Source organism: Pseudoalteromonas sp. MM17-2 (assembly GCF_022347945.1).
GTDB classification, from domain to species: domain Bacteria; phylum Pseudomonadota; class Gammaproteobacteria; order Enterobacterales; family Alteromonadaceae; genus Pseudoalteromonas; species Pseudoalteromonas ruthenica.
Map to the genome: position 1 here is coordinate 147,872 of NZ_JAKRFV010000005.1, position 25,535 is coordinate 173,406.

Consider the following 25,535-nt stretch of genomic DNA (forward strand, 5'->3'; position numbering starts at 1 on the left):
ATATATTTGCAAGCGCAGCCGTGGCTGCCTTGACTTACCTCATTCCCAAAATATTGGTGCTAGTGGCACCTCGTCGTTAGTCGTTTACGTACTCTAGCCAGCCGCGCGGGTCTTCACTGCGCCCTTTGACCAAATCAAAATAGGCGGTTTGCAGCTCTTCGGTGATAGCGCCACGCTGACCTTCGCCAACCTGAATTTGGTCGACACTGCGCACCGGAACGACCTCGGCGGCCGTACCGGTCATAAAGAATTCGTCGGCAAGATACAATGCCTCACGGGCAATTGACTCTTCACGGACTTCATAGCCGCGCTCTTTGGCAAGCGTCATAATGGTGTCGCGAGTCAGGCCAGGTAAAATACAGGCGGTGGTCGGTGGCGTGTATAGCACACCATTTTTAATCACAAAGAGGTTTTCGCCTGCTCCTTCACTCAAACACCCATTGGTGTCTAAGGCAATGCCTTCAACATAGCCGTTACGCTTGGCTTCACCAGATATAAGCTGCGAAGACAAATAGTTGCCGCCCGCTTTTGCCGCCGTGGGCATGGTATTAGGCGCCAGGCGGTTCCATGAAGAGATACATACATCAACGCCTTGAGCGAGACTGTCCTCACCGAGATAGGCGCCCCATTCCATGGCCGCTACGGTGACATCGGCTAGGTGTGATTTGGGGTTTAACCCCAAGCCAACGTGACCTAAAAAGGCAAACGGACGCAGATAAGCATCGCTAAAGCCATTTTGTTTCACCGCTTCTTTACACGCCTGATTTAACTCTTCCAGTGAAAACGGGATTTCCATGCGGTAGATTTTTGCCGAATCAAAGAGCCGCTTCATATGGTCAGTTAAACGAAAAATAGCCGGCCCATTAGCGGTGTCATAGGCACGGATCCCCTCAAATACCGAGCTACCATAATGTAAGGCATGGCTTAATACGTGCGTGGTGGCTTGCTGGTAAGGGATCATCTCGCCGTTGTGCCAGATTAATTCGGATGTTTGTGTCATGTGTTAATACCTTCTTATAAATCCGTGTTGCTGTGCGCCTTGCTGGTCGCAGCGCTAAATCGCTTGTTGTTGCCGTTGTTGCAAAGTCACGCTTTGCACATCTACCAGCTTATTCAGTTGTTGCGTTAAAAGATAGATGGGTTTGTCGCTGTCGACAGTCATATTGATAGCATAATGCTCTTCACTGCTGGCTAATTCCAACGCCGTTAGCTTGAAACCACGATGGCGAGCAACTCGTAAAAAGCGTTCAACGGCGACGGTTTGATTGGCAAGATGTAAGGTTAAGCGATGTTTCATGGTTGCCCCTGTTGGTTTGTTTGCGTCAGCATTTGATCGTTCGCGGCACCTGGCGGTACCAATGGCCAGACGTTATCGGCATCATCAATACACACATGCAGCAAATACGGGCCGTCACTGCTGTGCAACTCGCTAAGCGCAGCTTGTACTTGCCCCTGGGAAGTGATGCAGCGCCCTGCGATGCCAAAAACGCGCGCTAAAGCGACAAAATCTGGATTGTCAGAAAGGGTCGTTTCACTGTAACGTTCAGCGAAAAATAGCTGCTGCCATTGCCGCACCATACCCAACCTTTGGTTATCAATAACCACGATTTTAATATCTAAATTATTACGGCGGATGGTGGCCAGCTCTTGAATATTCATCATGATGGAGCCATCACCAGAGACCACCACCACGGTATCTTCGGGGCGGGCGATTTTCGCGCCAATGGCAGCAGGTAAACCAAACCCCATGGTCCCGGCCCCGCCGCTACTTAAGTGGTTGCTCGGGTGGCTAAATTGCATGTGCTGCGCGACCCACATTTGGTGCTGACCAACGTCACAACATACCACTGCATCGGCACTTAGCTGCTGCGACAGTTGGTTAAGTAAAGCTGGTGCATACACGGTTTCACCGGGGTAGTCGTAGCGCCACGCATGCTCTTGGTTTAGCTCCTCAACATGGTTACACCACTGCGGCTCGCTGACAAAACATTGCAATTGCGGCAGTGATATTTTTAAATCCGCCACCAGCGATGCATCTGTAGGCTTTCGCTTGCCTACTTCAGCAGCATCGATATCAAGGTGCACAACTTTCGCGTTCGCCGCGAACTTAGTCAGGTTGCCGGTCACGCGATCGTCAAAACGGGCACCAATACACAACAGCAGGTCACATTCTTGTACCGCCAAGTTAGCGGCCTTAGTGCCATGCATACCTAACATGCCCAAATTAAGTGGATAATCCGGTGTGACGCTGCCTAACGCCTTAAGTGTTTGCACCGCTGGCATATTAGTCTTGTATAAAAACTGCATGAGTTGTTGCTGGGCTCCAGCACTTTGAACCCCACCACCGATATAGGCCACTGGCCGCTGAGCTTCGCTTAGCAACTGATTAGCCAATTGAACTTGTTGCTGGCAAGGTTGCGACGTCGGCTCTGATTCGGCTAGCCAAGGCTGGTAATGCGCCTCATTCATTTGAATATCTTTTGGAATATCAACAAGCACAGGGCCTGGGCGACCACTTTGAGCTAAGTGGATGGCTTGTTGCAGGGTATGCGCTAAATCTTCACTGCGCTCAACCATAAAGCTGTGTTTAGTGCATGAAAGAGACATTCCCAAAACGTCAACCTCTTGGAATGCATCCGAGCCGATTGCCGCTGTGGGTACCTGCCCGGTGATGGCTAATAACGGCACGGAGTCCATCATGGCATCGGCAAGGGCGGTGATCAGGTTCGTAGCTCCCGGACCGCTAGTGGCCATGCACACACCCAGTTTGCCACTACTGCGTGCGTAACCCACGGCGGCGAAGCCCGCTCCTTGCTCATGGCGAGTTAAGTAATGAGTGACTGGGGATTCATAAAGGGCATCGTAAATGGGCATGATGGCCCCACCAGGGTAACCAAATACCTCGTTTATGCCCTCTTTGGCTAATATGTCGATCACTAATTCTGCGCCAGTCATTTTTCCTCATTCCTCAATGTGTTGGCCCATAAACGAAGAAGCCCCCCGAACTTTTCAGTGCGGGGGGCTTCTTTGCGAAATTACTTTTTTAACGCACTACAAAGCCCCCGTGGTAATAATAATCACCACGACGTTAATCACTAGGACTAGGCTAAGTTGCGTATTCAACATGTACTTTTCACTTCGCTTTTTTAAGTTTGTTACCGCATTTCTGCGCTCTTTTTCTATTAGTACCTTGGCAGCCCTTCTAAGTCAACCATAAAAACAATGCAAAACAACTAAAAATGACGACACCAATCACATAAAAAAACCTAAAAAGCCAGTTAAGAGAAAAATAATTCCAACTTTTTCATTGCGACATTAAAACGTATTTAACATAGTGTGCTGTAACAGCTGAATATTTTTAGTAAAAATGGTCAGCCAATAGGCTAAATTACCGAACTCAGTTACACTGGCTAAAAACAACTACCTCTGGATACCATTATGAAAAAAACCTTCTGGTCACTGCTGTACATTTGTTTTGCATTTTTCACTCAGCTCTGCCTTGCAAACACCACTCCGGCACTGTGGCAAGTGGAGAAAAATGGCGTTACTTCCTATTTGTTTGGCACTGTGCATGTTGGTGATGAAGCAATGAAAGGCCTCCCCTCTTATGTTGAGCAAGCAATTAGCCGCAGTGATAAAGTGGTCGTTGAAGTAGATATCAGCGCGCTCTCACCTATGCAAATTCAACAACGCTCCATGCCGCTAATGATGCTGCGTAACGGCCGCACGCTAGAAACTGAACTGAGCAGTAAAAATTATCAACGCCTCAGTGACTACTTTGCACAAAAGAGTATTAATATTGCCATGTTCTCGGGCTTAAAGCCTTGGGCCGTTTTACTCACTATGGTGCAAATCGAGTATCAAAATGCAGGCTATTCAGAGCAAAACGGAATCGACAAGCAAGTGTTAGCTAAGGCAAACGCAATAGGTAAGCCGATAATGGAGCTCGAGTCGCTAGAGCAGCAACTAGAAATGTTCAGCGCCTTAGATAATTACGCTGATGAAATGGTCAACGATACTTTTCGCCAACTCAAAGACCTCGACCACTATTTTGCTCGATTGATCAGCGCGTGGAAGCAGGGAGATACTGACATACTGAGGCAGTACTACCACGATGCTTTTGATGACTCTGAATTCGGCCAACTTAACGAGCATATTTTACTTATTGAGCGTAATCAAAACTGGGTCGCACAACTTAACCAGCCAATGCAGCAGCAGTCACTGTTTATCGCCGTAGGTGCGCTCCATTTGCCGGAAAAAAATGGGCTCGTTAACCTACTGCGCGAACAAGGTTTCACGGTGACGAAAAGGCAGCCCTCTCAGTAACGTGTTTTTTCAACAACGCGCTCAACTGCTGAGTGTTGACCGGCTTGTTAAGTACGGCATTGGCGCCGACAGTGATACTCTGCGCGATGCGATGCTCATCTTGACTGGCAGTCACCAAAAAAATAGGCACGCTGAGCGCTAAGCGCTCACGAATCTCAATAATGGTACTTATGCCGTCTTTGTTTGGCATATTTAAATCCATTAATACACATTGATAGTGATGTTCTAGTAATTTATTGAGTGCTTGCTCACCATCATCAACAATGGTGGTGTTAAAGCCTATTTGCTGAGCTTGTTTAGCAAGCACTAACTGATTTATTGGGTTATCTTCAACAATCAGAATATCGCCATGCTGGCTGCTTGGCTCTAACCGGGCTTTGTCGATAGTAAGTACGGGCCAAGTTAGCTTGGCCTCAGTGCCTGTTGTGGTACTACGAATCGTAAGGCTTCCACCCACCTCTTGAGCCAACGCATACACGAGGCTGAGACCTAATTTCACGCCCTGAAAGTGCTGTACCTGCTCGGTGTTGTAATACACAGCATGCTGCTGAGCAGCCTCAATATCAGCAGTAGTAATGCCATCGCCGTTATCTTTAACGACAACACTCAGCAGCCCAGATGGTTCATGGTATTCAAATTGCACATGCACCGCAGCGCGCGTATGTATAAAGGCGTTGCTCAATAGCTGATTAACTGCTTGGATTAAATGCAGATGATCAGTTTGTGCTTGAACAGGTAGGCTATCTTCACCCTCGACACTCAATCGCTGCAGGGTTTCAGGCTCAAGCTGCCAAGGCGCCAATATTGCACTCACCGTTTGCTTTAATGACTGCTCGGTCACTAAAGTAGTAAACGATCCCGACTTAAGCTTCTGTAATTCCAACATTTCTTGCACTAGCGCCTGCAAATGTCGGGCGCAGTCCAATGCCGTTTGCTGTTCTTCGCGACCAGCCGCATTATGAGAGTCCAATAGGCCAATAATCCCCGTAATTGGCGTCATTAGCTCATGACTCATATTAGCTAAAAAGTCAGATTTTACCCGATGCGCATGCGCGGCTTGACGCCGTTGGTAACGAAGCCGATAAAGAATGGCTGACACTCGACGTGTCAAAGGATTAAAGATGAGCCACCACTCACATAAAATAGTAGCAATGGCTGCCAGCGTTAAAAGGGGAATAACAAGCTGTAAATGTTCTATTTTTTGCTTAGATTTTGACTCTAATACGGTGACAACAGCATCTAAGTCCTGCAATAACGACAGTAGTTTTTGACCCTGAAAAGCACTTAAAGGTGCATCGCTGCGACTCGCTAACTGCACATACTGGCGCACCCGACCATCCAAGCCCTGCTGGTGATAAAGCGCCAGCACCTGAGGGCTTTGCAGCACCAACTGTGAGCCTAATAAAAACTCATGGTTATTGTAAAAGCGCATAGTGGCACGAGCGAGTTGCTGCTGCTCAAAACTTACAGCACGGTCATTGACGGCCAATTTATGCAATGCAATTTTCTGCGAAAGCATCCGCTGCATACCTGCAATATTTATTACTTTCGCGTCATTTCGCTGCATATCGATACTTTTCATCACATACACTGTAGAGCTAAGTATGACAACAACAAGCACACTGGCTGCCCAGAAATAACGTTTTTGTAAGTGTTTGGTAAGACGTTGCATAAGAGGGCCTTTGCAATAACCCCTTAATACTGACACAAAATCAGCCTTTGTAAAATTTGTTCTCGCTTTAGCGTTGACAGCGTTAAGCATAAAGTGATTGAATAAAAAGGCACCCTTATTGAGTCGGCCGCATGTGCTGCGGTCGCAAGGGCTAGAAGAGGAGCGTCATTCAGGTAGTTGTGGGAAGGAGAGCAAACTCCAAAGCACCATAACGAGGGGAATGTACGCCGAGAGACCAGTAAAGTTTGCTACTTACTGTCTCGGGCGCATGGGTTGAATCCCAGCGACTGTCACCATTAGCGCTTAGCGCTATGTTTTTGGTGGAGAGCTTCTGGTCTTAGTAACGCTGGGCCCATTTGGCTCTGTGTTTTAAGCCCATTCGCTCTTCGAATTTAACCAGTTCGATGCGAGGCGGGCAACCCCTTCCTAATTCAATCGAACTCGCACTAAGTTCGTGAGAGATGACTACAACTCATTCTTTAGCAGATACCATTGTCTGGACAGCATTGATCACTCCGATGCATGCTGACGGCAGCATTGATTTTAACACCTTAACCCTACTTGTGCGCGAGCAAGAGCAAGCAGGAAACGGCATTCTTATTCTTGGCTCTACTGGTGAAGCTCTGGCTCTCAGTATAGATGAGCAACAAGCCGTAGTTCGTCACGTTACGGCGCTCACCTTACGTGTGCCACTGATGGTTGGCGTGGGCGGTTTTAACCTTAGCCAGCAACTACAATGGCTTAGTTTTTGTAACCAACACCCCATAGACGCCTACCTTCTGGGAGCGCCCTTATATGCTAAACCGGGTATTCAAGGGCAGCTACATTGGTACTCGGCACTACTGGATGCCAGCAAAAAGCCGTGCATGTTGTACAACGTGCCCGGACGCGCTGCAGTTAGTATTCCCCCTACGGTCTTAGCACAGCTACAACCGCACCCACTGTGCTGGGCACTTAAAGAAGCCAGCGGTGATATTGCACAATTTGAGGCTTACCGCGAAGCCGCGCCTGAGTTAGCGATTTTCAGTGGCGACGACGCGCTGATCCCTTATTTTGCTCAGGCCGGTGCAGCGGGCCTTGTATCTGTGGCCGCCAACGTCTGGCCACAGCAGACACAGCATCTGGTACAACAATGCCTTCAAGGGCAAAGCGTCAATGCCTTTGTAACCTGGCGCAGTGCAATTGATGCGCTGTTCAGTGCAGCCAATCCAGTACCCGTTAAGTGCCTTTTGCATGCTCTTGAGCGCCTCAACAGCCCGGTGTTACGACCCCCATTAAGCCACCTTGAGCTTAATGACACACTACCACTTCTTAATGCCCATGAACGCATTGTTGCGTGGGCACATTGATAAAATTAGTTAACAAGGTACCTCAGTTATGAGTTGGTTAGACTTACTAAATGACCTCGAAAGCGGCCACGTACGCGCCGCAACACAAGACGAACACGGCCAATGGCACGCCAATGTGGACGTAAAGAAAGGCATTCTCGAAGCCTTCAAAAATGGTAATAACACCGAGTTTGCGGGCGGCTTTGTTGATAAGCACAATCTAGCTCCTCGCGGTTTTAGCGCCCAAGATAATGTTCGCATGGTGCCTGGCGGTAGTGCTGTGCGTCGAGGTGCTTACGTTGCCCCTGGCACCATCATCATGCCACCTGCATATGTCAATATTGGTGCCTTCATCGATAGTGGAACTATGGTCGACAGTCATGCCTTGGTGGGGTCATGTGCGCAAGTGGGCAAAAACGTTCACCTTAGCGCCGCCGTGCAATTAGGTGGCGTGCTCGAGCCAATTGGCGCTAACCCTGTGGTGATTGAAGATGATGCCTTTATCGGCGCGGGCTGTGTCATTGTCGAAGGGGTGGTGGTTCGCCAAGGTGCGGTACTCGCCCCCGGTGTACGTTTAAGCGCCACTATCCCAGTATATGACTGCGTTAACGAGCGACAACTCGATAAGGGCGAAGCGATTCCGGCCAACGCCATCGTTATACCTGGCTCGCGCCCAAGCTCTAGCACTTGGGGACGCGAACAAGGGCTCAGTATGAGCTGTGCGCTTATCGTAAAGTATCGCGATCAGCACAGCGATGCATCGCTGGAGTTAGAAGAGGTATTACGCTAATGCCTGTCTCTGGCGCATTGTTAAACGCTTTTGATACCCTCACTCAGGAGCGCCACGAGCCTTGCTTTGTCTACGATCTTGACAGTCTACGTAAGCACCTTGATGAGCTGATGGCGCAAGATGTGGTGAAGTTATGGTATGCGGTAAAAGCGAATCCTTTATCTGCGGTTATCGATACTCTGGCAGCCGCTGGCTTTGACTTTGATGTCGCCAGCAGCGGTGAACTCAACCAGGTGCTTTCACAGCATGTTGGTGCACAACGCATCCTCAACACCGGGCCGGCAAAATCGCGCCAGCAGTTAGGCGAATTCTTAGACGCTGGGGTACGTACCTTTGTGTTGGAGAGTATCAATCAAGTTCGCTGGCTTAATGAGCTGGCGTATAACCAAGGTATTGAAGTGGATGTGTTGCTCAGAGTGCAGTTGCGCTGGCCAGACGGTGAGCGCAATCCGCTCGGTGGCAATACCCTGACTCCGTTTGGCTTAGCGCCAGAGCAGTGGCAAGGGCTCTACTTAGCCGACTACCCTGCGCTGAATTGCATTGGCCTGCATATTTTTCAGTGGGGCAACATGCTTGATGCGGCCCAGCTGCTTCACCTATGGCAAAGCATGTTAGCGCCATTACAAGCACTCTGTGAACGCCTTGGTTTTGCCATGCAAGTACTGGATTTGGGTGGCGGCTTAGGCGTTCCTTATGACAGCGAAAGCAGCCCGCTAAAGTGGCAGGATGTGCTCGGCGCACTGCGCGATATTAAGCGGCAAAGCGGCGTAAAAGAGTTGTGGATGGAGTTGGGCCGTTACGCCGTCGCACAATGTGGTTACTATTTAGACCCCGTCATTGAACAAAAAACAAATTATGGCGAGCGCCAACTGATCGTCGCAGGTGGTATTAATCATCTTTTACGCCCCGCTGTGGCAGGGCAAAACTTCCCCGCGCAGTTATTACGCCAAAGTACAGCCGAACAGGTAAACTATCGTACCCATGGACCTTTGTGTACGGCGCTGGATAGCCTAGGACAACACTCGCTGCCTGAGGATATTGATGAACATGATTGGCTCGTGTTTATGCAGGCCGGAGCCTATGGCTTCACCGAGAGTATGCCGTTTTTTCTGTGCCACTCATTGGCTGGTGAATACGTGTTTGAGCACGGCTCTTTGCGCGTGGTTCGTGAGCCACAACCGGCCAGTTTTTATCTGAGGTAAATATGCATCCTGTCAGTCAAGAAAACATTTATGTGGGTGAGGTAGCCAATGGCCTGCCGTTAACCATTCCAGTTTACCGTTTAAAGGGGAATGGCACAGGTAAAAGCGTGTATATTCAGGCCAATATGCATGGCGCAGAGGTACAAGGCAATGCTGTCATTTACCAACTATTGGAGCAGTTACAGACCCTAAAGCTTAACGGCGACATCACCCTTGTCCCCTATGCGAACCCCATTGGTTGCAACCAAAAATCAGGCGAGTTCACACTGGGCCGCTTTGATCCTATTACCGGTGTTAACTGGAATCGTATGTATCATTACGATAGTCAGTTGCCAAAGACCATGGCCGAGCAATGCGCGCATCTGTCTAGCGGCGAAATTCGCAATACATTTCAGCACGCGCTAATTGCGAGTGTCGACGCTCAACTTGAGGCCCCTGCGCACACGCTGTCAACGGGTAAGCGCATCGCTTTGCAACTTCAGCAGCTCGCACATCAGGCCGATATTGTTTTAGATTTACACACCGGACCGATATCTACTCAGCATTTGTATTGTCCTGAATATGCCCGTGCTAGCGCTAAGTATTTTAATATCGCTAACGTTTTACTTATACCCAATGAGTTCGACGGTGCCCTAGATGAAGCGGCGTTTTGCCCTTGGTGGCAACTTAAGGCTCAGCTCAATGCATTGGACTGTGCTTTTGAAGTGCCTGTGGAAGCATTTACCGTTGAGCTTGGCTCACAAGAGCGTATCGACCTCAGTGCCGCCAAAGACGATGCCGACAATATTTTAACTTATCTTAACTACCAAGGCGTGTTGCAAGACGCACCCTTCTACCCAAAAGAAATGACGCGCTATGGTTGTATGCTCAGCGATTATAAAACCTATTATGCCCCGATGGGGGGAATGGTGGAGTATTTAGCCCCACTGGGGGAGCCGATTGCAGCGGGAACTCCAATCGCCAACATATTGCGTATGGAGCGATATTTAAGTGAAACGCCGCTGCACACTTTGTGTGCTGACAGCGATGCGATTGCCATTCTCCATTTTGCCTCTGCGAGTGTAAATCAGGGCACCGAACTCTATAAATTCTTTACCAACACCTTCGAGTTGTAAACCATTGCGTGAGAGTCAGTGAGTTTACTCACTGCCAGTGGGCGACTTTGTCGCCCACTTTTTCAGCCTAAATTCACCCGCTTGTTGCTAAAAAGGTGTACTATTGATTTCATCTTCTGTCCCTTTTATTCAGCACACGGATTTTTATGAATTGGCGATACACTTTATTGGCTTTGACCCTGAGCGGCCATGCGTGGGCGGATGAGCCTGCAACAAATGCAAATAACGAACAAGACAATGAGCTCAGTATTGTCAAACAGTGCATTCTTAATGAAGCGATTGCCGGTGACGGTAAACAAACCTTGGATGAGCTTCGTAAAAAGTGCTCTGATTTAGAAGAAAGCAAACAGCTTACAGCCATTGATAAGCGCAAGGCTCGTGAAGAGGTGACGGAGAAAAACCGCAACGTGATCACGCCGCACAAGCGCAACTATATTTTGCCCGTGACCTACATGAAGCACCCTAATGAAGAACCCTTTGGGGATATCAGTGCTTTAGGCGACACCGATACCGGCGAAAACTTAGATAATGTTGAGATTAAGTATCAGCTGTCGCTAAAAGTACCGCTTTATGACAACTTCAGTGACGAGGACCAAGCCGTCTATTTCGGCTTTACCTTGCAATCTTATTGGCAGTATTACAACAAAGATATTTCTGCGCCGTTTAGAGAAACCAATTATGAGCCGGAAATTTTTTGGATTAATTATCTAGACCCCGAAAACGTGCTTTGGGGCGACGAAATGGCTATTGCTGTGGGTGCTGTGCATCAATCCAACGGCCGTAGCCAACCTTACTCGCGTTCCTGGAACCGCTTATACGTCGACTTTATCTGGGAAAAAGACGGCTATGTATTTAGCTTTAAGCCCTGGTACCGCATCCCTGAAGATGAAAAAGAAGATCCTATGGTTGCCGATGGTGATGACAATCCAGATATTTATAAATACATGGGTTACTTTGAGCTCAAAGGCGTGCGCCGTTTCGAAGAGCATGAGTTTAGCTTTATGCTGCGCAACAATCTAAATTCGAATAATCGCGGTGCCATTCAACTAGATTGGTCTTTCCCTGTGTGGGGCCGTCTTCGTGGCTATGCTCAGTACTTTAATGGTTATGGTGAAAGCTTGATTGACTACAACCAAGACACCGAGCGCTTTGGTGTCGGTATTCTACTCACCGACCTTCTGTAGTATAAAAGAAAGCCCCTTCAGGGGCTTTTTTAATCTGACTCACTTTTAACGATAACAAAGCGGCCGGTAAACTCCCCGACCAAAATGTCGCCATCATAAATATGTACTGGCACCTGATAACGTGCTTTCCCTTGGGTTGTTAAATCGCCAACATTCCCCTCACACTGGGTTAAATCAACCTGGGCTCTAGGCTCTTTGTTGATAGGTTTAAGGTACTTTATCTGCGCATCAGCAAGCACAATGTCCCCCATAAGTTGCGACTCTTGAAGTGCCAAATAAGTTGCCCCCCACCCTGCTAGCGTTGCCATAGAATAAACAGAGCCAGCAAACATGGTGTTGTGCACATTAACATTAGCATCCAGATCAGCACTGACACTAAACTGCCAGTCAGTATACGTTTCTACTTTGATTCCCATCTTATCGCTTATAGGAATCGATTCGCGCCAAGTGTCTTGCAAGACCTGAGTCCAATCTGGATGACGAAACCAACCTGGCTCGCTAGGGCGTTGCTTTACCATTTTCCAATGCTGCACATCACCAAAGGCAAGATGCGCTTTTTCTTTAAGCTCGTAGCCATGGCGTTGATAAAACTTCAAAGCTCGCTCGCGAGCAAACAAAACCAATTCACTCGCATCCTGATTCCAAGCTATTTTCTCCAGCTCATGTAATAGCCGGCTACCCAGATGTTGGCCTCGGTGTGCGTCATCCACAGCCATATAACGGACTTGGGCTTGTTGCGAGTTATTAAAGTGCAAACGTGCCACGGCGATCACCTCACCGTCCTTATTCTTAATAAACCGATGCTCTGACTCTTGTTCTAAATCATCCTGCTCGCTGCCTCTAGGCTGCTCCCAAGGTGCACGCAAAACTTGCCAACGTAAATGATAATAGGCCTGCCAATCATCGCTACTTTGCGGAATAGTTACTTCGAACATGCCAACTCCAGATAAAAAGTGATGCCTCACCTTACAAGATTTACCAACGGGATAAAATAAGACCAAAGCACTGCGGTTTCTCGCACCGTAAAATTTAGTGCACAATTAGGTAAAATGTCACAAGGTGTCTATGCTGTTGTTATGGAAACAGTAATCGAACATAGCGGAGCCGTCTCCGAGCACTTTGTTGCTGATTGTGCAAATATCGGCCAACTTTTGTATTGGCACAAATTCGGCTGCACAAGTATTCAGGTACGCCAACATAAACAGTTTCGCTGGTTGTTGATAAACCAAACACTGCAATCCATTATTGAGCGCAGTCGCCCTAACCACCTACTTTTTCCGCACCTACAAATTTTTGCTCAGTATTGGCAAACCTTGCCCACCCCGGACAGAGTTCTGGAATTAGGGCTAGGTGGAGGGGCGATACGCAACTATTTACACCACAGCTACCCTGATACCGAGCTTATTTCCGTGGAGCAAAACCCCGATATTATTCATTGCTATAAACGCTACTTCGGTGGTCGCCATGACACTACTTTACGCTGTGCCGATGCCGATCAAGTACTGAGTGAGCCGGGGTGTTACGACTGGATAATCATTGATTTATTCAGTGAGCTCGATGCTCCAATGTTCCTCTACAAACATCGGTTTTACGACAAAATACGCGCTGCGTTGAACCATGATGGGCACCTCTTTATCAACTTCTTGGCCCACCATGAGTCACAGTTGCAGCAACTTAAACATTTGTTGATCACTTGTTTTGGCAAGCCACCCGATATGGTTAAAGTAAAAGGCTACTCCAATCATTTAGTGTTTTTATCCCGTTAAACGGCTAAATTGAACGTCACCGGGCCATCATTGACTAATGATACTTGCATATCTGCAGCAAATTGTCCGGTCGCCACAGTGATGCCTAATGCTTTAGCTTTATCAACAAACAGGTCATATAGCTGTCTAGCTTGTTGTGGCGTTGCCGCACTGGAAAAGCTAGGACGCATTCCTTTGCGAGTATCGGCGGCAAGCGTGAACTGCGACACCACCAAAAGCTCACCACCGATGTCTTTTAGGCTTAAATTCATCTTACCTTGCTCATCGGTAAAAATACGATAGTTACTCACTTTATGGAGTAGTTTGTCGACCTGTTGTTCACTATCGGCCTTTTCTACGCCTAATAACAGCACAACCCCTTGGTCTATTTTCCCTACTACATGCCCTTCAACGGTGACTTCGGCGCGACTAACGCGCTGTATTAATCCTTGCACTGCTGCCTCTTTAACTTCAAATACATATGGTCGGTTGCCCGACATTGGGCTTGGCAATATACCTCATCAGCCAAGCTGTGACCAAGGCCTTCAAAAATATCTAAATGTGCTTGTGCGGCCGTGGCAAATGCTTGGGCTCGCGCGTATGAACACACCAAGTCGTGGCGCCCGTGAACCATCCATACCGGCAGGCCTGCGAACTCCTTGGCATGGTCCACGAGCATATTGTCACGTAGAAAAAACTGATGCTTGAAGTAGTGCAGCTGTAGCTGTGCTCGGTTGATCAGAGCAGCGGGGTCTAGCAGTTTAATACTTGGTGCCGTGCCGCAACATAAGGTTTCCTCCCAGGCCACCCATGCTTTGGCGGCTTTGAGCTGCGTGGGCTCGCTATCACTAAAAAGTTGCTGATGGAAACCTTCGATCAATGCCGACGTTGGCTGGTTTTGTGGGTTAAATTGGCGATAATATTCAGGGTAAAATTGTGCTCCGGCGCCACTTTCCCCCAGACACCAGTCGTAATCCTGTTGGCTAGCAAAAAAGCTGGCCCAAAGCATCAAGGCGCTTACGTGCTCACGGTGTCGCAAAGCATACACCATCGCTAGGGTAGCCCCGAAAGACTCACCACACACAACCCAGCGGCCAATTCCCAAATGACGGCGAATGCATTCGAGGTCGCCAATCAAATGTTCCAGGGTATTATGCTCGCAACTATGAGGGGTGGAATTACCACACCCTCGTTGACTGAAAAGTAAAATTCGGTAGTGCTCGGGATTAAAGTGTGCGCATTCAAAGCGACTGAGCCCTCCACCAGGCCCCCCGTGACAGACAATCACCGGCAAGCCATCCCCGCTGCCATGTTCCTCAATTTCTAGTTGGTGCCCTTGTCCGACCAAGACATGGTGGGTTTTTCGTGGCGCACTAACGGGGTAGCTCAATGCCATTGTTACTCCTTAAGTGCGCGTTTCTCCTCGGCGACAATATCATCGATAGGAGGCTTGCTCACACTGATACACACAGTGAACTCTGCACCGAGTAGTACCACAGCCCACGACAGATACACCCACACAAATAAAATAGGTACTGTCGCTAGCGCCCCATAAATCACTTCATATGAGGGGAAATGGCTGATGTACATAGCAAACCCCTTTTTTGTCAGCTCAAATAACAGTGCTGCAAAAATAGCCCCGGGAACCGCCGCTCTAAATGGAACTCGTGTATTTGGTACTAGAGTATAGAGCATCACAAAGCCAACAGTAGAAATAACGTAAGGAAGCGACTTTAAAACAAAACCACTAAAACCAGGAATGCCACCATCAGCAAAAGACACCAAAGACACAATGTAAGACGTGGCACCAATACTTAACCCAAGCAATACCGGCCCTAAACTCAGCACCATCCAATAAATAGCGAAAGAAATAACCGCAGGGCGTTTCTTCTTGATGCGCCAAATCCGGTTTAAGGTGAGATCGATATTGCGTATTAAAAATAACGCCACAACAGCCAAGAAAGAGACCCCCACGGCGGTCATTTTATTCGCATTCCCTGTAAATGCGCCGATATGCTCTTTAATTACATCCGTTGAGGTAGGCACCATGTTATTAAAAATGAAGCTTTCGATAGCAATACGGGTATCTTCAAAGCCAGGGAAAGCCGAGAAAATGGCCACACCTACAGCAATTAAAGGCACTAAGGAAAGCAGGGTTACATAGGCTAGATAGCCTGCGTTAACAGTGATTTGATCTTCCATACACCGAGTAAAAAAATACCGCCACCAGCGCGGCTGTGCTTTTACCCAGATGGAGAGTTGCGCTTTGATTTTCTCACCGTTGAACTGCATGAGTTACCTAAAATATGAAAAACCTTTTGCTTATCATAGCAATCGACCACATAATTTACAGTATCAAGTATCCATACAAGGGTTGAAAATGATTAAAAAAATCGCGCTAGCTACTGCATTTATGACGCTCACAGCGTGTCAGTCCGCTTACTATTCGGCAATGGAATCTGTCGGCGTACATAAACGAGATATCCTTGTTGATCGTGTTGAGGAAACTAAAGAGTCACAGCAGGATTCACAACAGGAATTTCAGTCAGCATTGGAGCGTTTAAGTACGTTAATTAACTTCGATGGCGGTGATTTACAAGACGCCTACGAGCAGCTCAATGATGACTATGAGTCAAGTCTCGCGGCGGCTGATGAGGTCTCAACTAACATTGATAAAGTAGAAGATGTGGCAGAGGCTCTATTTGACGAATGGGCCGATGAACTAGAAGATTACCAAAGCGCCGCTCTAAAACGCGAAAGCAGTAAAAAGTTGCGCGCCACTGAACGCCAATTTGAGCAGCTCCTACGTTCTATGCGCGCCAGCGAGGCGAAGATGCAGCCCGTGTTAGAGTCTTTACAAGACAACGTGCTCTACCTTAAGCACAACCTCAACGCGCAAGCAATCGCCGCGATAAAAGGTGAATTCACGAATCTTAAGCGCGACATTCAAGTACTTATTGATGATATGAATCGTTCAATCGAAGACTCTAACCGCTTTATTGAGCAAATGAATCAAAGCTAACTCTCTTTGATAGCCCACTGCCCGCTTGATGGCGGGCATGTTCTACTTGTTGTACTGCAGTAAACTGCCCCACCCCACTATCTAACTTTTCAATAGTCATGGTGAATTGCCATGCCCCTTGGCCATAGACATGTGTTAACCACATATCCAGCACTAAATGTTCTTGCCTATCTAGAAAAAGAGTGAAATGAGCAAGGCTTTATTCCAACGATTTCGCACAGGTAACAACACCCAGAGCATTTGCTTTAGGCATAAAAAAACCCGCAACACAGTGCGGGTTTTTCAAATTAAGGGCTAATTAGCTCTTCTTTGACTCACGAGATGCGCGCTTACGCTCGCTCTCAGTCAATAATTTCTTACGGATACGGATGCTTTCCGGAGTCACTTCTACCAGCTCATCATCATCAATGAACTCAAGCGCTTGCTCAAGGGTCATCTTGATTGGTGGCACAAGTGTTTGCGCTTCATCAGTACCTGAAGCACGCACGTTGGTTAACTGTTTACCTTTTAGGGCATTAACCGTAAGGTCATTGTCACGGCTGTGAATACCGATAACCATACCTTCGTATACTTCAACACCATGGCCGATAAATAGCTTACCACGCTCTTGCAGGTTAAATAGCGCGTTAGTCAGCGCCTTACCTTGGGCATTCGCTATCAATACACCGTTCATACGCTGGCCGATCTTACCGCCTTTGTGTGGGCCGTAATGATCAAACGTGTGGTACATCAAACCAGAACCTGAGGTTAACGTCATGAAATCAGTCTGGAAACCAATCAAGCCACGGCTTGGGATCATAAAGTCCATACGAATACGGCCTTTACCATCTGGAGACATATCAGTCATTTCTGCTTTACGTAAACCCAGCTGCTCCATGATAGAGCCTTGGTGCTCGTCTTCACAGTCGATAGTCACTGTTTCGTAAGGTTCTTGGATTTCACCATCAACTTCACGCAAGATAACTTCTGGACGAGACACGGCAAGTTCATAGCCTTCACGACGCATGTTTTCGATAAGTACGCCCAAGTGTAGTTCACCACGGCCTGATACACGGAAGCTATCAGGGTTATCGGTCTCTTCTACGCGTAATGCCACATTATGAACTAGCTCGGCTTGCAAACGTTCAAGGATATTACGTGAGGTGACGTATTTACCTTCTTGGCCAGCAAAAGGTGAGGTATTTACAGAGAACGTCATGGTAACAGTAGGCTCATCAACACTCAGTGCTGGTAACGCTTCAACCGTGTTGACATCACAAATAGTATCGGAGATTTTCAACTCGCCAAGGCCACTCACCGCGATGATGTCGCCGGCAGTTGCCTCTGTCGCATCATGACGGTCAAGACCTAAGTAAGTAAGCACTTGGCCCACTTTGCCGTTACGTTTACTGCCATCAGCACCGACAATAGTAACCTGCTGATTTACTTTCACAGTACCACGCTTAATACGGCCTACGCCGATAACGCCAACGTACGAGTTGTAATCAAGCTGTGAGATTTGCATCTGTAGCGGCCCTTCTGGATCCGCATCTGGTGCTTCAACTTCTTTAACGATGGCTTCAAACATTGGTTCCATGTTGTCAGAAGGCTCATCTAAATCGAGCGTTGCCCAACCATTAATCGCTGATGCATAAATAACTTTAAAGTCTAACTGTTCATCGGTTGCACCTAAGTTATCGAACAAGTCAAATACTTGGTCCATAACCCAATCAGGGCGTGCACCCGGCTTATCAACCTTGTTAATAACAACGATTGGCTTCAGCCCTTGCGCGAACGCTTTTTGCGTTACAAAGCGCGTCTGCGGCATTGGCCCTTCTTGTGCGTCAACAAGTAATAGTACGGAGTCAGCCATCGAAAGTACGCGCTCTACCTCGCCACCAAAGTCGGCGTGCCCAGGGGTATCGACGATATTGATATGGTAGTCTTTCCAGTTGATTGCCGTGTTTTTAGCTAGGATGGTAATACCACGTTCTTTTTCAAGATCGTTCGAGTCCATCACTCGCTCTTCGTTGCCACCACGGGTTTGTAGTGTGCCCGATTGCTCAAGCAATTTATCAACCAAAGTCGTTTTACCATGGTCAACGTGTGCGATAATCGCGATATTTCTTAACTTTTCGATGCTCATATATTTACTTAGAGGCTAACCCCATATTTCCTAAATGATCCACACCCAGCGGCGCGGGCCACCTGTGTCGAGTTTAAAAGGTCGCGTATTATCCCTTATAACGCCACTAGATGAAAGTTTATCCAGCTAATTAATTTACTTCCGTGCCTAACATAGCCCAGTCGCTTGACATAAAAATGACACCGAGACTGTGCTATCAGTGTTTTTTAGTGCGCTCACTGTCTTATTTGAGTCATCCCTTGATACATGACAATGCAGCCTGAAAAATTTGCACTACAATGTAGCAAGTTCGCACCCTATTGGTGCAAAAAATAAGTTTGAGATTACCAAATAGAAAGTAACCCCCTACTAAACAGACACTTATACTTTTGGCATGGTTTAAGCTTACCCATGCACAAATGCAGTAAATTGCAGCAAATAATAATCCATAGTTGGAGGACACATGTCACAATCGGTATTAGATTTTATTAAAGAGCACGACGTAAAATTCGTTGACCTTCGTTTCACCGACACCAAAGGTAAAGAGCAGCATGTCTCTATTCCTCATCACCAGGCTGATGAAGATTTCTTTGAAGACGGTAAAATGTTTGACGGCTCTTCAATTGCAGGCTGGAAAGGCATTAACGAGTCAGACATGGTGCTGATGCCAGATGCTGAAAGCGCTAAGCTTGATCCGTTCGCCGAAGAAACCACACTTATCGTACGTTGTGACGTTGTTGAACCTTCAACTCTTCAAGGCTATGAGCGCGACCCTCGCTCTGTGGCCAAGCGTGCTGAAGAATATATGCGCTCAACAGGTATTGCCGATACGATTCTGTTTGGCCCTGAACCAGAATTTTTCCTTTTTGACGATGTTAAGTACAAAACAGATATGTCTGGGTCAATGTATAAAATCGACGCTGAAGAAGCATGCTGGAACTCAGATAAAGATTACGAAGGCGGTAACACCGGTCACCGTCCTGGCGTCAAAGGTGGTTACTTCCCTGTTGCTCCAGTGGACTCATCACAAGATTGGCGTAGTGCCACTTGCATGGTGCTTGAAGAACTCGGCCAAGTCGTTGAAGCTCATCACCACGAAGTAGCAACAGCTGGCCAAAACGAAATCGCCACCCGCTTTAACACCATGGTTTTGAAAGCGGACGAAATTCAAGAGATGAAGTATGTTATTCATAACATGGCGCACCTGTATGGTAAAACCGCTACTTTCATGCCTAAGCCTGTGGTTGGCGACAATGGTTCAGGCATGCATTGTCACCAGTCTCTAGGTAAAGATGGTAAGAACATCTTTGCAGGCGACAAGTATGGTGGCCTATCAGAAGAAGCGCTTTACTACATCGGTGGTATCATCAAGCACGCCAAAGCTATTAACGCCTTTGCCAACGCTTCGACAAACTCATACAAGCGCCTTGTTCCGGGTTTCGAAGCACCTGTTATGCTTGCTTATTCAGCACGTAACCGCTCAGCGTCTATTCGTATCCCTGTGGTTCCATCAGAGAAAGCTCGCCGTATTGAGGTGCGCTTCCCAGACCCTACAGCGAACCCATACCTTGCCTTCTCAGCGATGCTAATGGCGGGTCTTGACGGCATTAAGAACAAGATCCACCCTGGCGACGCCATGGATAAAGATCTATATGACTTACCGGCAGAAGAGGCGGCAGAAATTCCAACAGTGGCAGCGTCATTGCAAGAAGCTCTTGATTCACTTGATGCGGATCGTGAATTCTTGACGCAAGGCGGCGTATTCACTGACGACCTTATTGATGCATACATCGGCTTGAAATCAGCTGAAGTAGAAAAGCTCAACATGACTACACACCCTGTAGAATTTGAAATGTACTACAGCGTGTAAAACCGCATAACTACCACTTAGTTATATCATGTGTGTTCTCAAAGCCTGCTTAGCAGGCTTTTTTTATGGTAAAAAAGTTGTAAATAGACTAAAGTTAGGGTTTAACCAAGTAATTGGTTAATTTTCGGCTAACTATAAGAATAATAAACGTAAAATAGGAAGTAGCGTGACAACGAAGTGGTCTATCTTATGCGTTTTCATGGTTCTGGGTTTGAGTGCCTTTAACGCCAACGCAACCAATAAAAGCATCTATGTATGGAAGGATGAGAACGGTGTATTAGTTTTTTCTGACTCTCCAAGAAAAGGCGCTGAGAAGGTAAAGTTAAACTCCCCTGCGATGAGTATGCCCTCAACTGACACGCAAATTCTTGAGCAGGATAATAACGCTAACCAAGGAATTAATTTCTCAGTCGCTATTACCACTCCAAATCAAGAAGAAACAATTCGTGATAACACAGGCTCTGTACATGTTACAGGCCAAGTATCACCGCGCTTTATGCAAGGCCACCGCGTGCAACTTATGCTCGACGGAAAGCCTTACGATAAACCGCAATCATCAACGGTGTTTGTGATGCGTAATGTTGATAGAGGGGCGCATCAAGTACGGTTACGCCTAGTGGATGGCAATGGTAAACAGCTGGCCACTTCTGAACCTGTGACATTTTATCTGCATCGCCGTTCAGTGATCACAGGCCCTTAAGCTGCATATCACTCCGGGTTGCGCACCGATTGGGCAACCCGGCTAAATACTGCTAAGATAAATCGCACCAAATTGGTGCAACACCGAAATTAATAATGAAGCTTCCTCGTGATTTTTTCCAACAAATGTGGGAAAACCTACATACCGCTATTTTAGTCTTAGACCAAGATTTCAATCTGGTGTATGCCAATACTAGCTGTACCGAACTCCTTGGGCTAGGCTTAAAACGCATCGTGGGCCAGCCTTTCAAAGCATTATTTAATTACCACTCGGTAGAATTAGAGCGCATCGCTGACTATACCCTTAAACAAGGGGTCGATTGCCACCAACACAGAGCTGACGTGGTATTCGTGGACTCTCGCCATGCCAATTTGGCGCTCAACTGTCGGCGTTTAAGCCACCAAGATCAGTATTTTCTGCTGTTTGAAATTCGCCAAACCGACGAAGAAATTCGCCTTGATCAGGCGTCTAACCAAATGCATCAACACCAAGCGGCGCGTACCTTAATTCGTAACCTTGCTCATGAAATTAAAAATCCTTTAGGGGGAATACGCGGAGCGGCGCAATTATTGCAATATGAGGTTGATCAGCAGGAGCGGGATGAATGTGCACAGCTTATTATTGATGAGGCTGACCGTTTACGCCATTTAGTAGACAAGTTACTCGGCCCGAATCAGCGTTTACAAAAACAGGCTATTAATATTCACCAAACACTGGAGAATGTTTTACGCCTTTGCACTTTGGATAGCAGCAAGGCAATTACCTTGCACAAAGATTATGATCCGAGCATTCCAGATGTAAAGGCTGATGGTGATAAGTTGCAACAAGTGCTTCTCAATATCGTGCGCAATGCTATGCAAGCACTCACTGAAGGGGGCCATATTAATGTTAAAACCCGAGTGCGATACCATGTACGCCGACACGATACGACACTAAAAAAAGCCCTGCAGATCAAAATAACTGATAACGGCCCGGGCATTGCTCCGGAGGTTAGAGAGACCTTGTTCTACCCCATGGTGACCAATAAAGAGGGGGGCTCAGGGTTAGGGTTATCTATCGCCCAAACTCTCATAGACCAACACCAAGGGTTTATCGAATGTGATAGCTGGCCGGGCCATACCGAGTTTACACTATACTTGCCACTGTAATTGGGCCACGAGGTATACGATGAAATCTGTTTGGCTAGTCGATGATGATGCGTCAATTCGCTTTGTATTACAAAAAGCACTCTCCCGTGCAGGCTATGAGGTAGAAAGTTTCGCCAACGCTCATGATGTACTCAGTGCCTTGGAGTTTTCAAAGCCGGCCGTGTTGCTCTCGGATGTGCGCATGCCGGGTATGGATGGCATGCGCTTATTGGAGCAGATCAGCGAAGATAACCCCAACCTGCCGGTGATCATTATGACGGCCCACTCAGATTTAGACTCTGCAGTGCAGGCATTCCAAAAAGGCGCCTTTGAATACCTAGCTAAGCCCTTCGACCTAGAAGAAGCTGTTAGTGTTGTTGAGCGAGCCATGCGTGCGCATTCGCAGAAAAAAGCGAAAAAGGCCAATAGTGAACAAAAGCGTTCAGTTATTATCGGTGAAGCCCCCGCCATGCAAGAGGTGTTTCGCGCCATTGGCAAGTTGAGCGCATCAAGCATGAGCGTACTTATCAATGGCGAGTCTGGCACCGGTAAAGAGCTGGTTGCCAGTGCCTTACACCAGCACAGCCCACGTAAAGACAATCCGTTTATCGCCTTAAATATGGCGGCCATCCCTAAGGATTTGGTGGAGTCAGAGTTATTTGGTCATGAGAAAGGCGCGTTTACAGGAGCTGACAGCGTTCGTAAAGGGCGCTTTGAACAAGCAAATGGCGGAACGCTCTTCCTTGATGAAATTGGCGATATGCCACTTGATGTGCAAACTCGCCTGCTGCGTGTACTCGCCGATGGTGAATTCTACCGTGTGGGTGGCCATCAAAGTATAAAAGTTGATGTGCGCATCATCGCTGCCACTCATCAGGATTTAGAGCGTTTAGCTCAACAAGGTAAGTTTCGAGAAGACTTATTCCACCGCTTAAATGTGGTTCGCTTAAAGCTGCCAGCTTTGCGAGAACGCCCAGAAGACATAGAGCAACTGGCAGAGTACTTCCTCAATAAAAGCGCTCAAGAGTTAAAAATTGATAGCAAGACGCTAAGCCCTCAAGCATGTGATCAAATGCGCTTGTTCAATTGGCCTGGAAATGTGCGGCAACTTGAAAACACCTGTCGCTGGCTAACGGTAATGGCTCCCGGTGAGTACGTAACCGCAGAAGACTTGCCGCCAGAAATACTCAATGCGCAAACGTCTCAAGTTGATGCCGATTGGTTGGACTTATTCCAACAATGGCTAAACAATGAGTTTAAGCAAGGCAAAGACAATGTCTGGCCAGAAATTCAAGCACAGCTGGAAACCAGGCTGATTAAATCGGCCCTTGCTAGCTGTGGAGGGCATAAACAGGATGCTGCTCAACGCATCGGATGGGGCCGCAACACGTTGACGCGTAAGCTAAAAGAGCGCAATATAAACGCCAATTAACGCACCGACGAAGAGGATAGGCATGAAGCTGATTGAACATATTGCCATGTATAAACGCATGGAGATTATCAATCGCGTGCCTTTCTTTCGCAGCTTTGAGTTAGCCGAGCGGCAAATGCTCTTAGAGTCATTTTCGCAGCTGTACTTATGCCAACAAGGGCGTTACGTATTCAAGTTGCACGAGCAAAGCCAGCAGCTATATATCGTGTTAAGCGGCGAGCTGGTAGTGTTCCGCCAATCTGACCATAAAGAACTGGGCCATATTCGACCTGGCGACTTTGTCGGTGAAGGTGCCTTTATTGCCCACCGCGAGCGCAGCACTAATGCCAAAGCGCTCACCGACACCATAGTGTTAGCCATTGAGCCACTGGCTTTAACTAAATTACCTGTGGTGGTACGTGAGAAAATAAAAGATCAATTGATACTCGGTATGAGCGAGCGCATCGCCCGCCTCAGTAGCCTGTTAGAGCGCCATACTCCCTAGCGAAAATGTCGCCACGCACTCGCTAACGCACGTAAATCCTCGACTCCGCACCATGCTTGTAGCTCCGATTCATCAAGTGCGAGGTCATCCCCACTATAAAGCGCCAATGTCTGCTCGTCGTCATGAAATAAGCCATGACTTTGAAAACACGCCTCACCATCACCGAGTAGCAACCTCATTTCTCGTCCCTGCACGAGCTGCTCTGCAGTGCTATCAAGAGCGGTAAAAAACGCTTCAATGAGCTCATCGTTTTCATAGAGCTCGTCATTGAACCAACGGGCAATAAGCCGGTGTTCGTCAGATATTTTTACCCGCTTACCCCATGTTGGGTCTGAGTAGAGTTGGTATTCCATAATAGTGCTGCCAAAAAGATGCGGCGCGCATAATAGCAATATCGATACGCTAAATCGAGCTGCTCATTGTACTGCGATATCAGCACTAACGGCATCATGTTAGTATACGCCTACCCTGTCGGCTTCCTATATCGATTATGTTCAACACCCTAGCAATAATTTTTCCACTCATTTTCGTGGCGACAGCCGGTTACATTAGTGCAGCACGCTCGTTTTTAACAGCCGAACACCTTAGTGGTATAAGCCGCTTTGTATTTTACATCAGCATTCCGGCTTTTTTGTTTGTTAATATGTCCCAAGCTGAGCTCAGCAAAGCTGTCAGCCTCGATGTCATGCTTAGCTTCTATCTTCCCGTTATCGGCCTGTATCTACTGGTACTGGGGTTTTATCGGTGCCGCTGTGGGCAGTGGAGTATAAGCGCCATTCGCGCGCTTGGGGCGTGTTATTCCAATACTGTACTTATCGGTTTACCTATCGCGATGCAAGCACTCGGTAAGCACGTAGCCGCAACGGTTTTCGTCATCATTACCTTTCATAGTGCGTTATTGTTTTTGCTAACTTACAGCTTCGCCGGTAAAGAGCAGCGCGTTACTTGGCCAAACATCATCCGACAATTAGTTATCAACCCGGTAATACTGGCAATTGCCCTAGGGCTGTTAGCGAATGCGGTTAATTTAGCGCTACCCAAGGTAATCAATGAAGGACTGACATTATTGGCAGAGCCAGCCATCGCCGGCGCCTTATTTGTGCTTGGGGCAAACCTGCACCATTATCAGATCAAACCAGGCATCAAATCGGCTCTTACGTTAACCTTGTTAAAGCTCGCAGTATTGCCGACGCTTGTATACCTAACCGCGACCTACGGATTTGCTTTAGCTCAAGAGCAAACCTTGCTTTTGGTGCTACTTAGCGCCTCTCCTTTAGGGGTTAATGCGTATTTGGTGAGCAAACAATTGCAACGAGAGTCAGCCACCTTAGCCAGTGCGGTTGTGCTCAGCACGCTATTAAGTGTGGTGAGCTTTGTTTTATGGCTGGCTGTATTAAGCTCATAAAAAAGCCCCTCAGCGAGGGGCTTAATAAT

At 47.5% G+C, this 25,535-nt stretch carries 25 protein-coding genes and 1 riboswitch; of the genes, 14 read left to right on the forward strand and 11 right to left on the reverse strand.

Going from position 1 to position 25,535, the window contains the following annotated elements; all coding sequences use genetic code 11:
• Positions 1–76: 76 nt before the first annotated feature.
• Genes MHM93_RS06525 through ilvG form a run of 3 tightly spaced genes read right to left on the reverse strand, consistent with a single transcriptional unit; the run spans position 77 to position 2,955 of the window.
• Positions 77–1,000, reverse strand: coding sequence for a branched-chain amino acid transaminase (locus MHM93_RS06525; RefSeq protein WP_053910196.1), 924 nt, complete (start codon positions 998–1,000; stop codon positions 77–79).
• Between the two features lie 54 nt (positions 1,001–1,054).
• A complete protein-coding gene (ilvM, locus tag MHM93_RS06530) occupies positions 1,055–1,297 on the reverse strand; it encodes an acetolactate synthase 2 small subunit (RefSeq protein ID WP_130148041.1) in 243 nt (80 codons plus the stop codon).
• The gene (gene ilvG / locus MHM93_RS06535; protein ID WP_239448431.1) at positions 1,294–2,955 is read right to left on the reverse strand and encodes an acetolactate synthase 2 catalytic subunit; all 1,662 of its coding nucleotides are present in this window, start codon (positions 2,953–2,955) and stop codon (positions 1,294–1,296) included. The genes ilvM and ilvG overlap by 4 nt, the downstream gene beginning before the upstream one ends.
• 483 nt (positions 2,956–3,438) lie before the next feature.
• Here ilvG and MHM93_RS06540 point away from each other — a divergent pair, with 483 nt between their 5' ends.
• Positions 3,439–4,326 (forward strand): TraB/GumN family protein, encoded by an 888-nt coding sequence (locus MHM93_RS06540; protein ID WP_052698293.1) that lies wholly within the window; start codon positions 3,439–3,441, stop codon positions 4,324–4,326.
• On the opposite strand, the gene MHM93_RS06545 is transcribed toward MHM93_RS06540, so the two are convergent.
• Entirely contained in the window at positions 4,295–5,998 is a 1,704-nt protein-coding gene (locus MHM93_RS06545) for a response regulator (RefSeq protein WP_239448432.1), read from the reverse strand. The two genes, MHM93_RS06540 and MHM93_RS06545, sit on opposite strands and share 32 nt — an antisense overlap.
• A 147-nt stretch (positions 5,999–6,145) precedes the next feature.
• Positions 6,146–6,337, forward strand: a riboswitch (Lysine riboswitch).
• Positions 6,338–6,459: 122 nt separating this feature from the next.
• Between MHM93_RS06545 and dapA the strand changes: the two genes are divergently transcribed.
• The 5 genes from dapA (at position 6,460) to MHM93_RS06570 (ending at position 11,617) form a co-directional block, all read left to right on the forward strand.
• Positions 6,460–7,347, forward strand: a complete 888-nt coding sequence (gene dapA / locus MHM93_RS06550; RefSeq protein WP_239448433.1) for a 4-hydroxy-tetrahydrodipicolinate synthase — start codon at positions 6,460–6,462, stop codon at positions 7,345–7,347.
• Positions 7,348–7,375: 28 nt separating this feature from the next.
• On the forward strand, positions 7,376–8,116 hold the full coding sequence (locus tag MHM93_RS06555) for a 2,3,4,5-tetrahydropyridine-2,6-dicarboxylate N-succinyltransferase (protein ID WP_151173312.1): 741 nt from the start codon (positions 7,376–7,378) through the stop codon (positions 8,114–8,116).
• The gene (locus MHM93_RS06560) at positions 8,116–9,318 is read left to right on the forward strand and encodes a PLP-dependent decarboxylase (RefSeq protein WP_239448434.1); all 1,203 of its coding nucleotides are present in this window, start codon (positions 8,116–8,118) and stop codon (positions 9,316–9,318) included. Before MHM93_RS06555 ends, MHM93_RS06560 begins: the two co-directional genes overlap by 1 nt.
• A 2-nt stretch (positions 9,319–9,320) precedes the next feature.
• Positions 9,321–10,433 carry a succinylglutamate desuccinylase/aspartoacylase family protein gene (locus MHM93_RS06565; RefSeq protein ID WP_239448435.1) on the forward strand — a complete coding sequence of 371 codons (1,113 nt, stop codon included), beginning with the start codon at positions 9,321–9,323 and terminating at the stop codon, positions 10,431–10,433.
• 146 nt (positions 10,434–10,579) lie between these two features.
• The gene (locus tag MHM93_RS06570) at positions 10,580–11,617 is read left to right on the forward strand and encodes a phospholipase A (protein ID WP_239448436.1); all 1,038 of its coding nucleotides are present in this window, start codon (positions 10,580–10,582) and stop codon (positions 11,615–11,617) included.
• A gap of 29 nt (positions 11,618–11,646) precedes the next feature.
• On the opposite strand, the gene MHM93_RS06575 is transcribed toward MHM93_RS06570, so the two are convergent.
• Positions 11,647–12,552 (reverse strand): bifunctional GNAT family N-acetyltransferase/hotdog fold thioesterase, encoded by a 906-nt coding sequence (locus MHM93_RS06575; protein WP_239448437.1) that lies wholly within the window; start codon positions 12,550–12,552, stop codon positions 11,647–11,649.
• 141 nt (positions 12,553–12,693) lie between these two features.
• On the opposite strand from MHM93_RS06575, the gene MHM93_RS06580 reads away from it, so the two are divergent.
• Entirely contained in the window at positions 12,694–13,383 is a 690-nt protein-coding gene (locus MHM93_RS06580; RefSeq protein WP_239448438.1) for an SAM-dependent methyltransferase, read from the forward strand.
• Here MHM93_RS06580 and dtd read toward each other — a convergent pair.
• Genes dtd through MHM93_RS06595 form a run of 3 tightly spaced genes read right to left on the reverse strand, consistent with a single transcriptional unit; the run spans position 13,380 to position 15,654 of the window.
• Positions 13,380–13,817 (reverse strand): D-aminoacyl-tRNA deacylase, encoded by a 438-nt coding sequence (dtd, locus tag MHM93_RS06585; protein ID WP_239448439.1) that lies wholly within the window; start codon positions 13,815–13,817, stop codon positions 13,380–13,382. The two genes, MHM93_RS06580 and dtd, sit on opposite strands and share 4 nt — an antisense overlap.
• Positions 13,805–14,758: an alpha/beta fold hydrolase gene (locus tag MHM93_RS06590; protein WP_239448440.1), complete on the reverse strand. Its 954-nt coding sequence runs from the start codon at positions 14,756–14,758 to the stop codon at positions 13,805–13,807. Before MHM93_RS06590 ends, dtd begins: the two co-directional genes overlap by 13 nt.
• Positions 14,759–14,760: 2 nt before the next feature.
• Positions 14,761–15,654, reverse strand: a complete 894-nt coding sequence (locus MHM93_RS06595) for a virulence factor BrkB family protein (protein ID WP_130148017.1) — start codon at positions 15,652–15,654, stop codon at positions 14,761–14,763.
• 88 nt (positions 15,655–15,742) lie between these two features.
• On the opposite strand from MHM93_RS06595, the gene MHM93_RS06600 reads away from it, so the two are divergent.
• Positions 15,743–16,384 carry a DUF2959 domain-containing protein gene (locus MHM93_RS06600; RefSeq protein ID WP_239448441.1) on the forward strand — a complete coding sequence of 214 codons (642 nt, stop codon included), beginning with the start codon at positions 15,743–15,745 and terminating at the stop codon, positions 16,382–16,384.
• Here MHM93_RS06600 and MHM93_RS06605 read toward each other — a convergent pair.
• Together MHM93_RS06605 and typA are read right to left on the reverse strand one after the other, a co-directional pair.
• Complete coding sequence (locus MHM93_RS06605; RefSeq protein WP_239448442.1) at positions 16,359–16,529, reverse strand: hypothetical protein; 171 nt, start codon at positions 16,527–16,529, stop codon at positions 16,359–16,361. The genes MHM93_RS06600 and MHM93_RS06605 overlap by 26 nt on opposite strands.
• A gap of 153 nt (positions 16,530–16,682) precedes the next feature.
• Positions 16,683–18,509, reverse strand: coding sequence for a translational GTPase TypA (typA, locus tag MHM93_RS06610; protein WP_022946684.1), 1,827 nt, complete (start codon positions 18,507–18,509; stop codon positions 16,683–16,685).
• A gap of 442 nt (positions 18,510–18,951) precedes the next feature.
• On the opposite strand from typA, the gene glnA reads away from it, so the two are divergent.
• The 5 genes from glnA to MHM93_RS06635 all read left to right on the forward strand — a co-directional run bounded on the left by glnA (position 18,952) and on the right by MHM93_RS06635 (position 24,101).
• Positions 18,952–20,358, forward strand: a complete 1,407-nt coding sequence (gene glnA, locus MHM93_RS06615; protein WP_022946685.1) for a glutamate--ammonia ligase — start codon at positions 18,952–18,954, stop codon at positions 20,356–20,358.
• A 166-nt stretch (positions 20,359–20,524) separates the two neighbouring features.
• Entirely contained in the window at positions 20,525–21,058 is a 534-nt protein-coding gene (locus MHM93_RS06620) for a DUF4124 domain-containing protein (protein WP_239448443.1), read from the forward strand.
• Between the two features lie 95 nt (positions 21,059–21,153).
• Positions 21,154–22,206 (forward strand): nitrogen regulation protein NR(II), encoded by a 1,053-nt coding sequence (glnL, locus tag MHM93_RS06625; protein ID WP_239448444.1) that lies wholly within the window; start codon positions 21,154–21,156, stop codon positions 22,204–22,206.
• 19 nt (positions 22,207–22,225) lie between these two features.
• Positions 22,226–23,617 carry a nitrogen regulation protein NR(I) gene (gene ntrC, locus MHM93_RS06630; RefSeq protein ID WP_022946688.1) on the forward strand — a complete coding sequence of 464 codons (1,392 nt, stop codon included), beginning with the start codon at positions 22,226–22,228 and terminating at the stop codon, positions 23,615–23,617.
• A 22-nt stretch (positions 23,618–23,639) separates the two neighbouring features.
• The gene (locus tag MHM93_RS06635) at positions 23,640–24,101 is read left to right on the forward strand and encodes a cyclic nucleotide-binding domain-containing protein (protein WP_045980464.1); all 462 of its coding nucleotides are present in this window, start codon (positions 23,640–23,642) and stop codon (positions 24,099–24,101) included.
• Here the strand turns inward: MHM93_RS06635 and MHM93_RS06640 are convergent.
• A complete protein-coding gene (locus MHM93_RS06640) occupies positions 24,098–24,454 on the reverse strand; it encodes a YacL family protein (RefSeq protein ID WP_022946690.1) in 357 nt (118 codons plus the stop codon). The genes MHM93_RS06635 and MHM93_RS06640 overlap by 4 nt on opposite strands.
• Before the next feature lie 137 nt (positions 24,455–24,591).
• Between MHM93_RS06640 and MHM93_RS06645 the strand changes: the two genes are divergently transcribed.
• On the forward strand, positions 24,592–25,506 hold the full coding sequence (locus MHM93_RS06645; protein WP_138549092.1) for an AEC family transporter: 915 nt from the start codon (positions 24,592–24,594) through the stop codon (positions 25,504–25,506).
• Positions 25,507–25,535 lie beyond the last annotated feature (29 nt).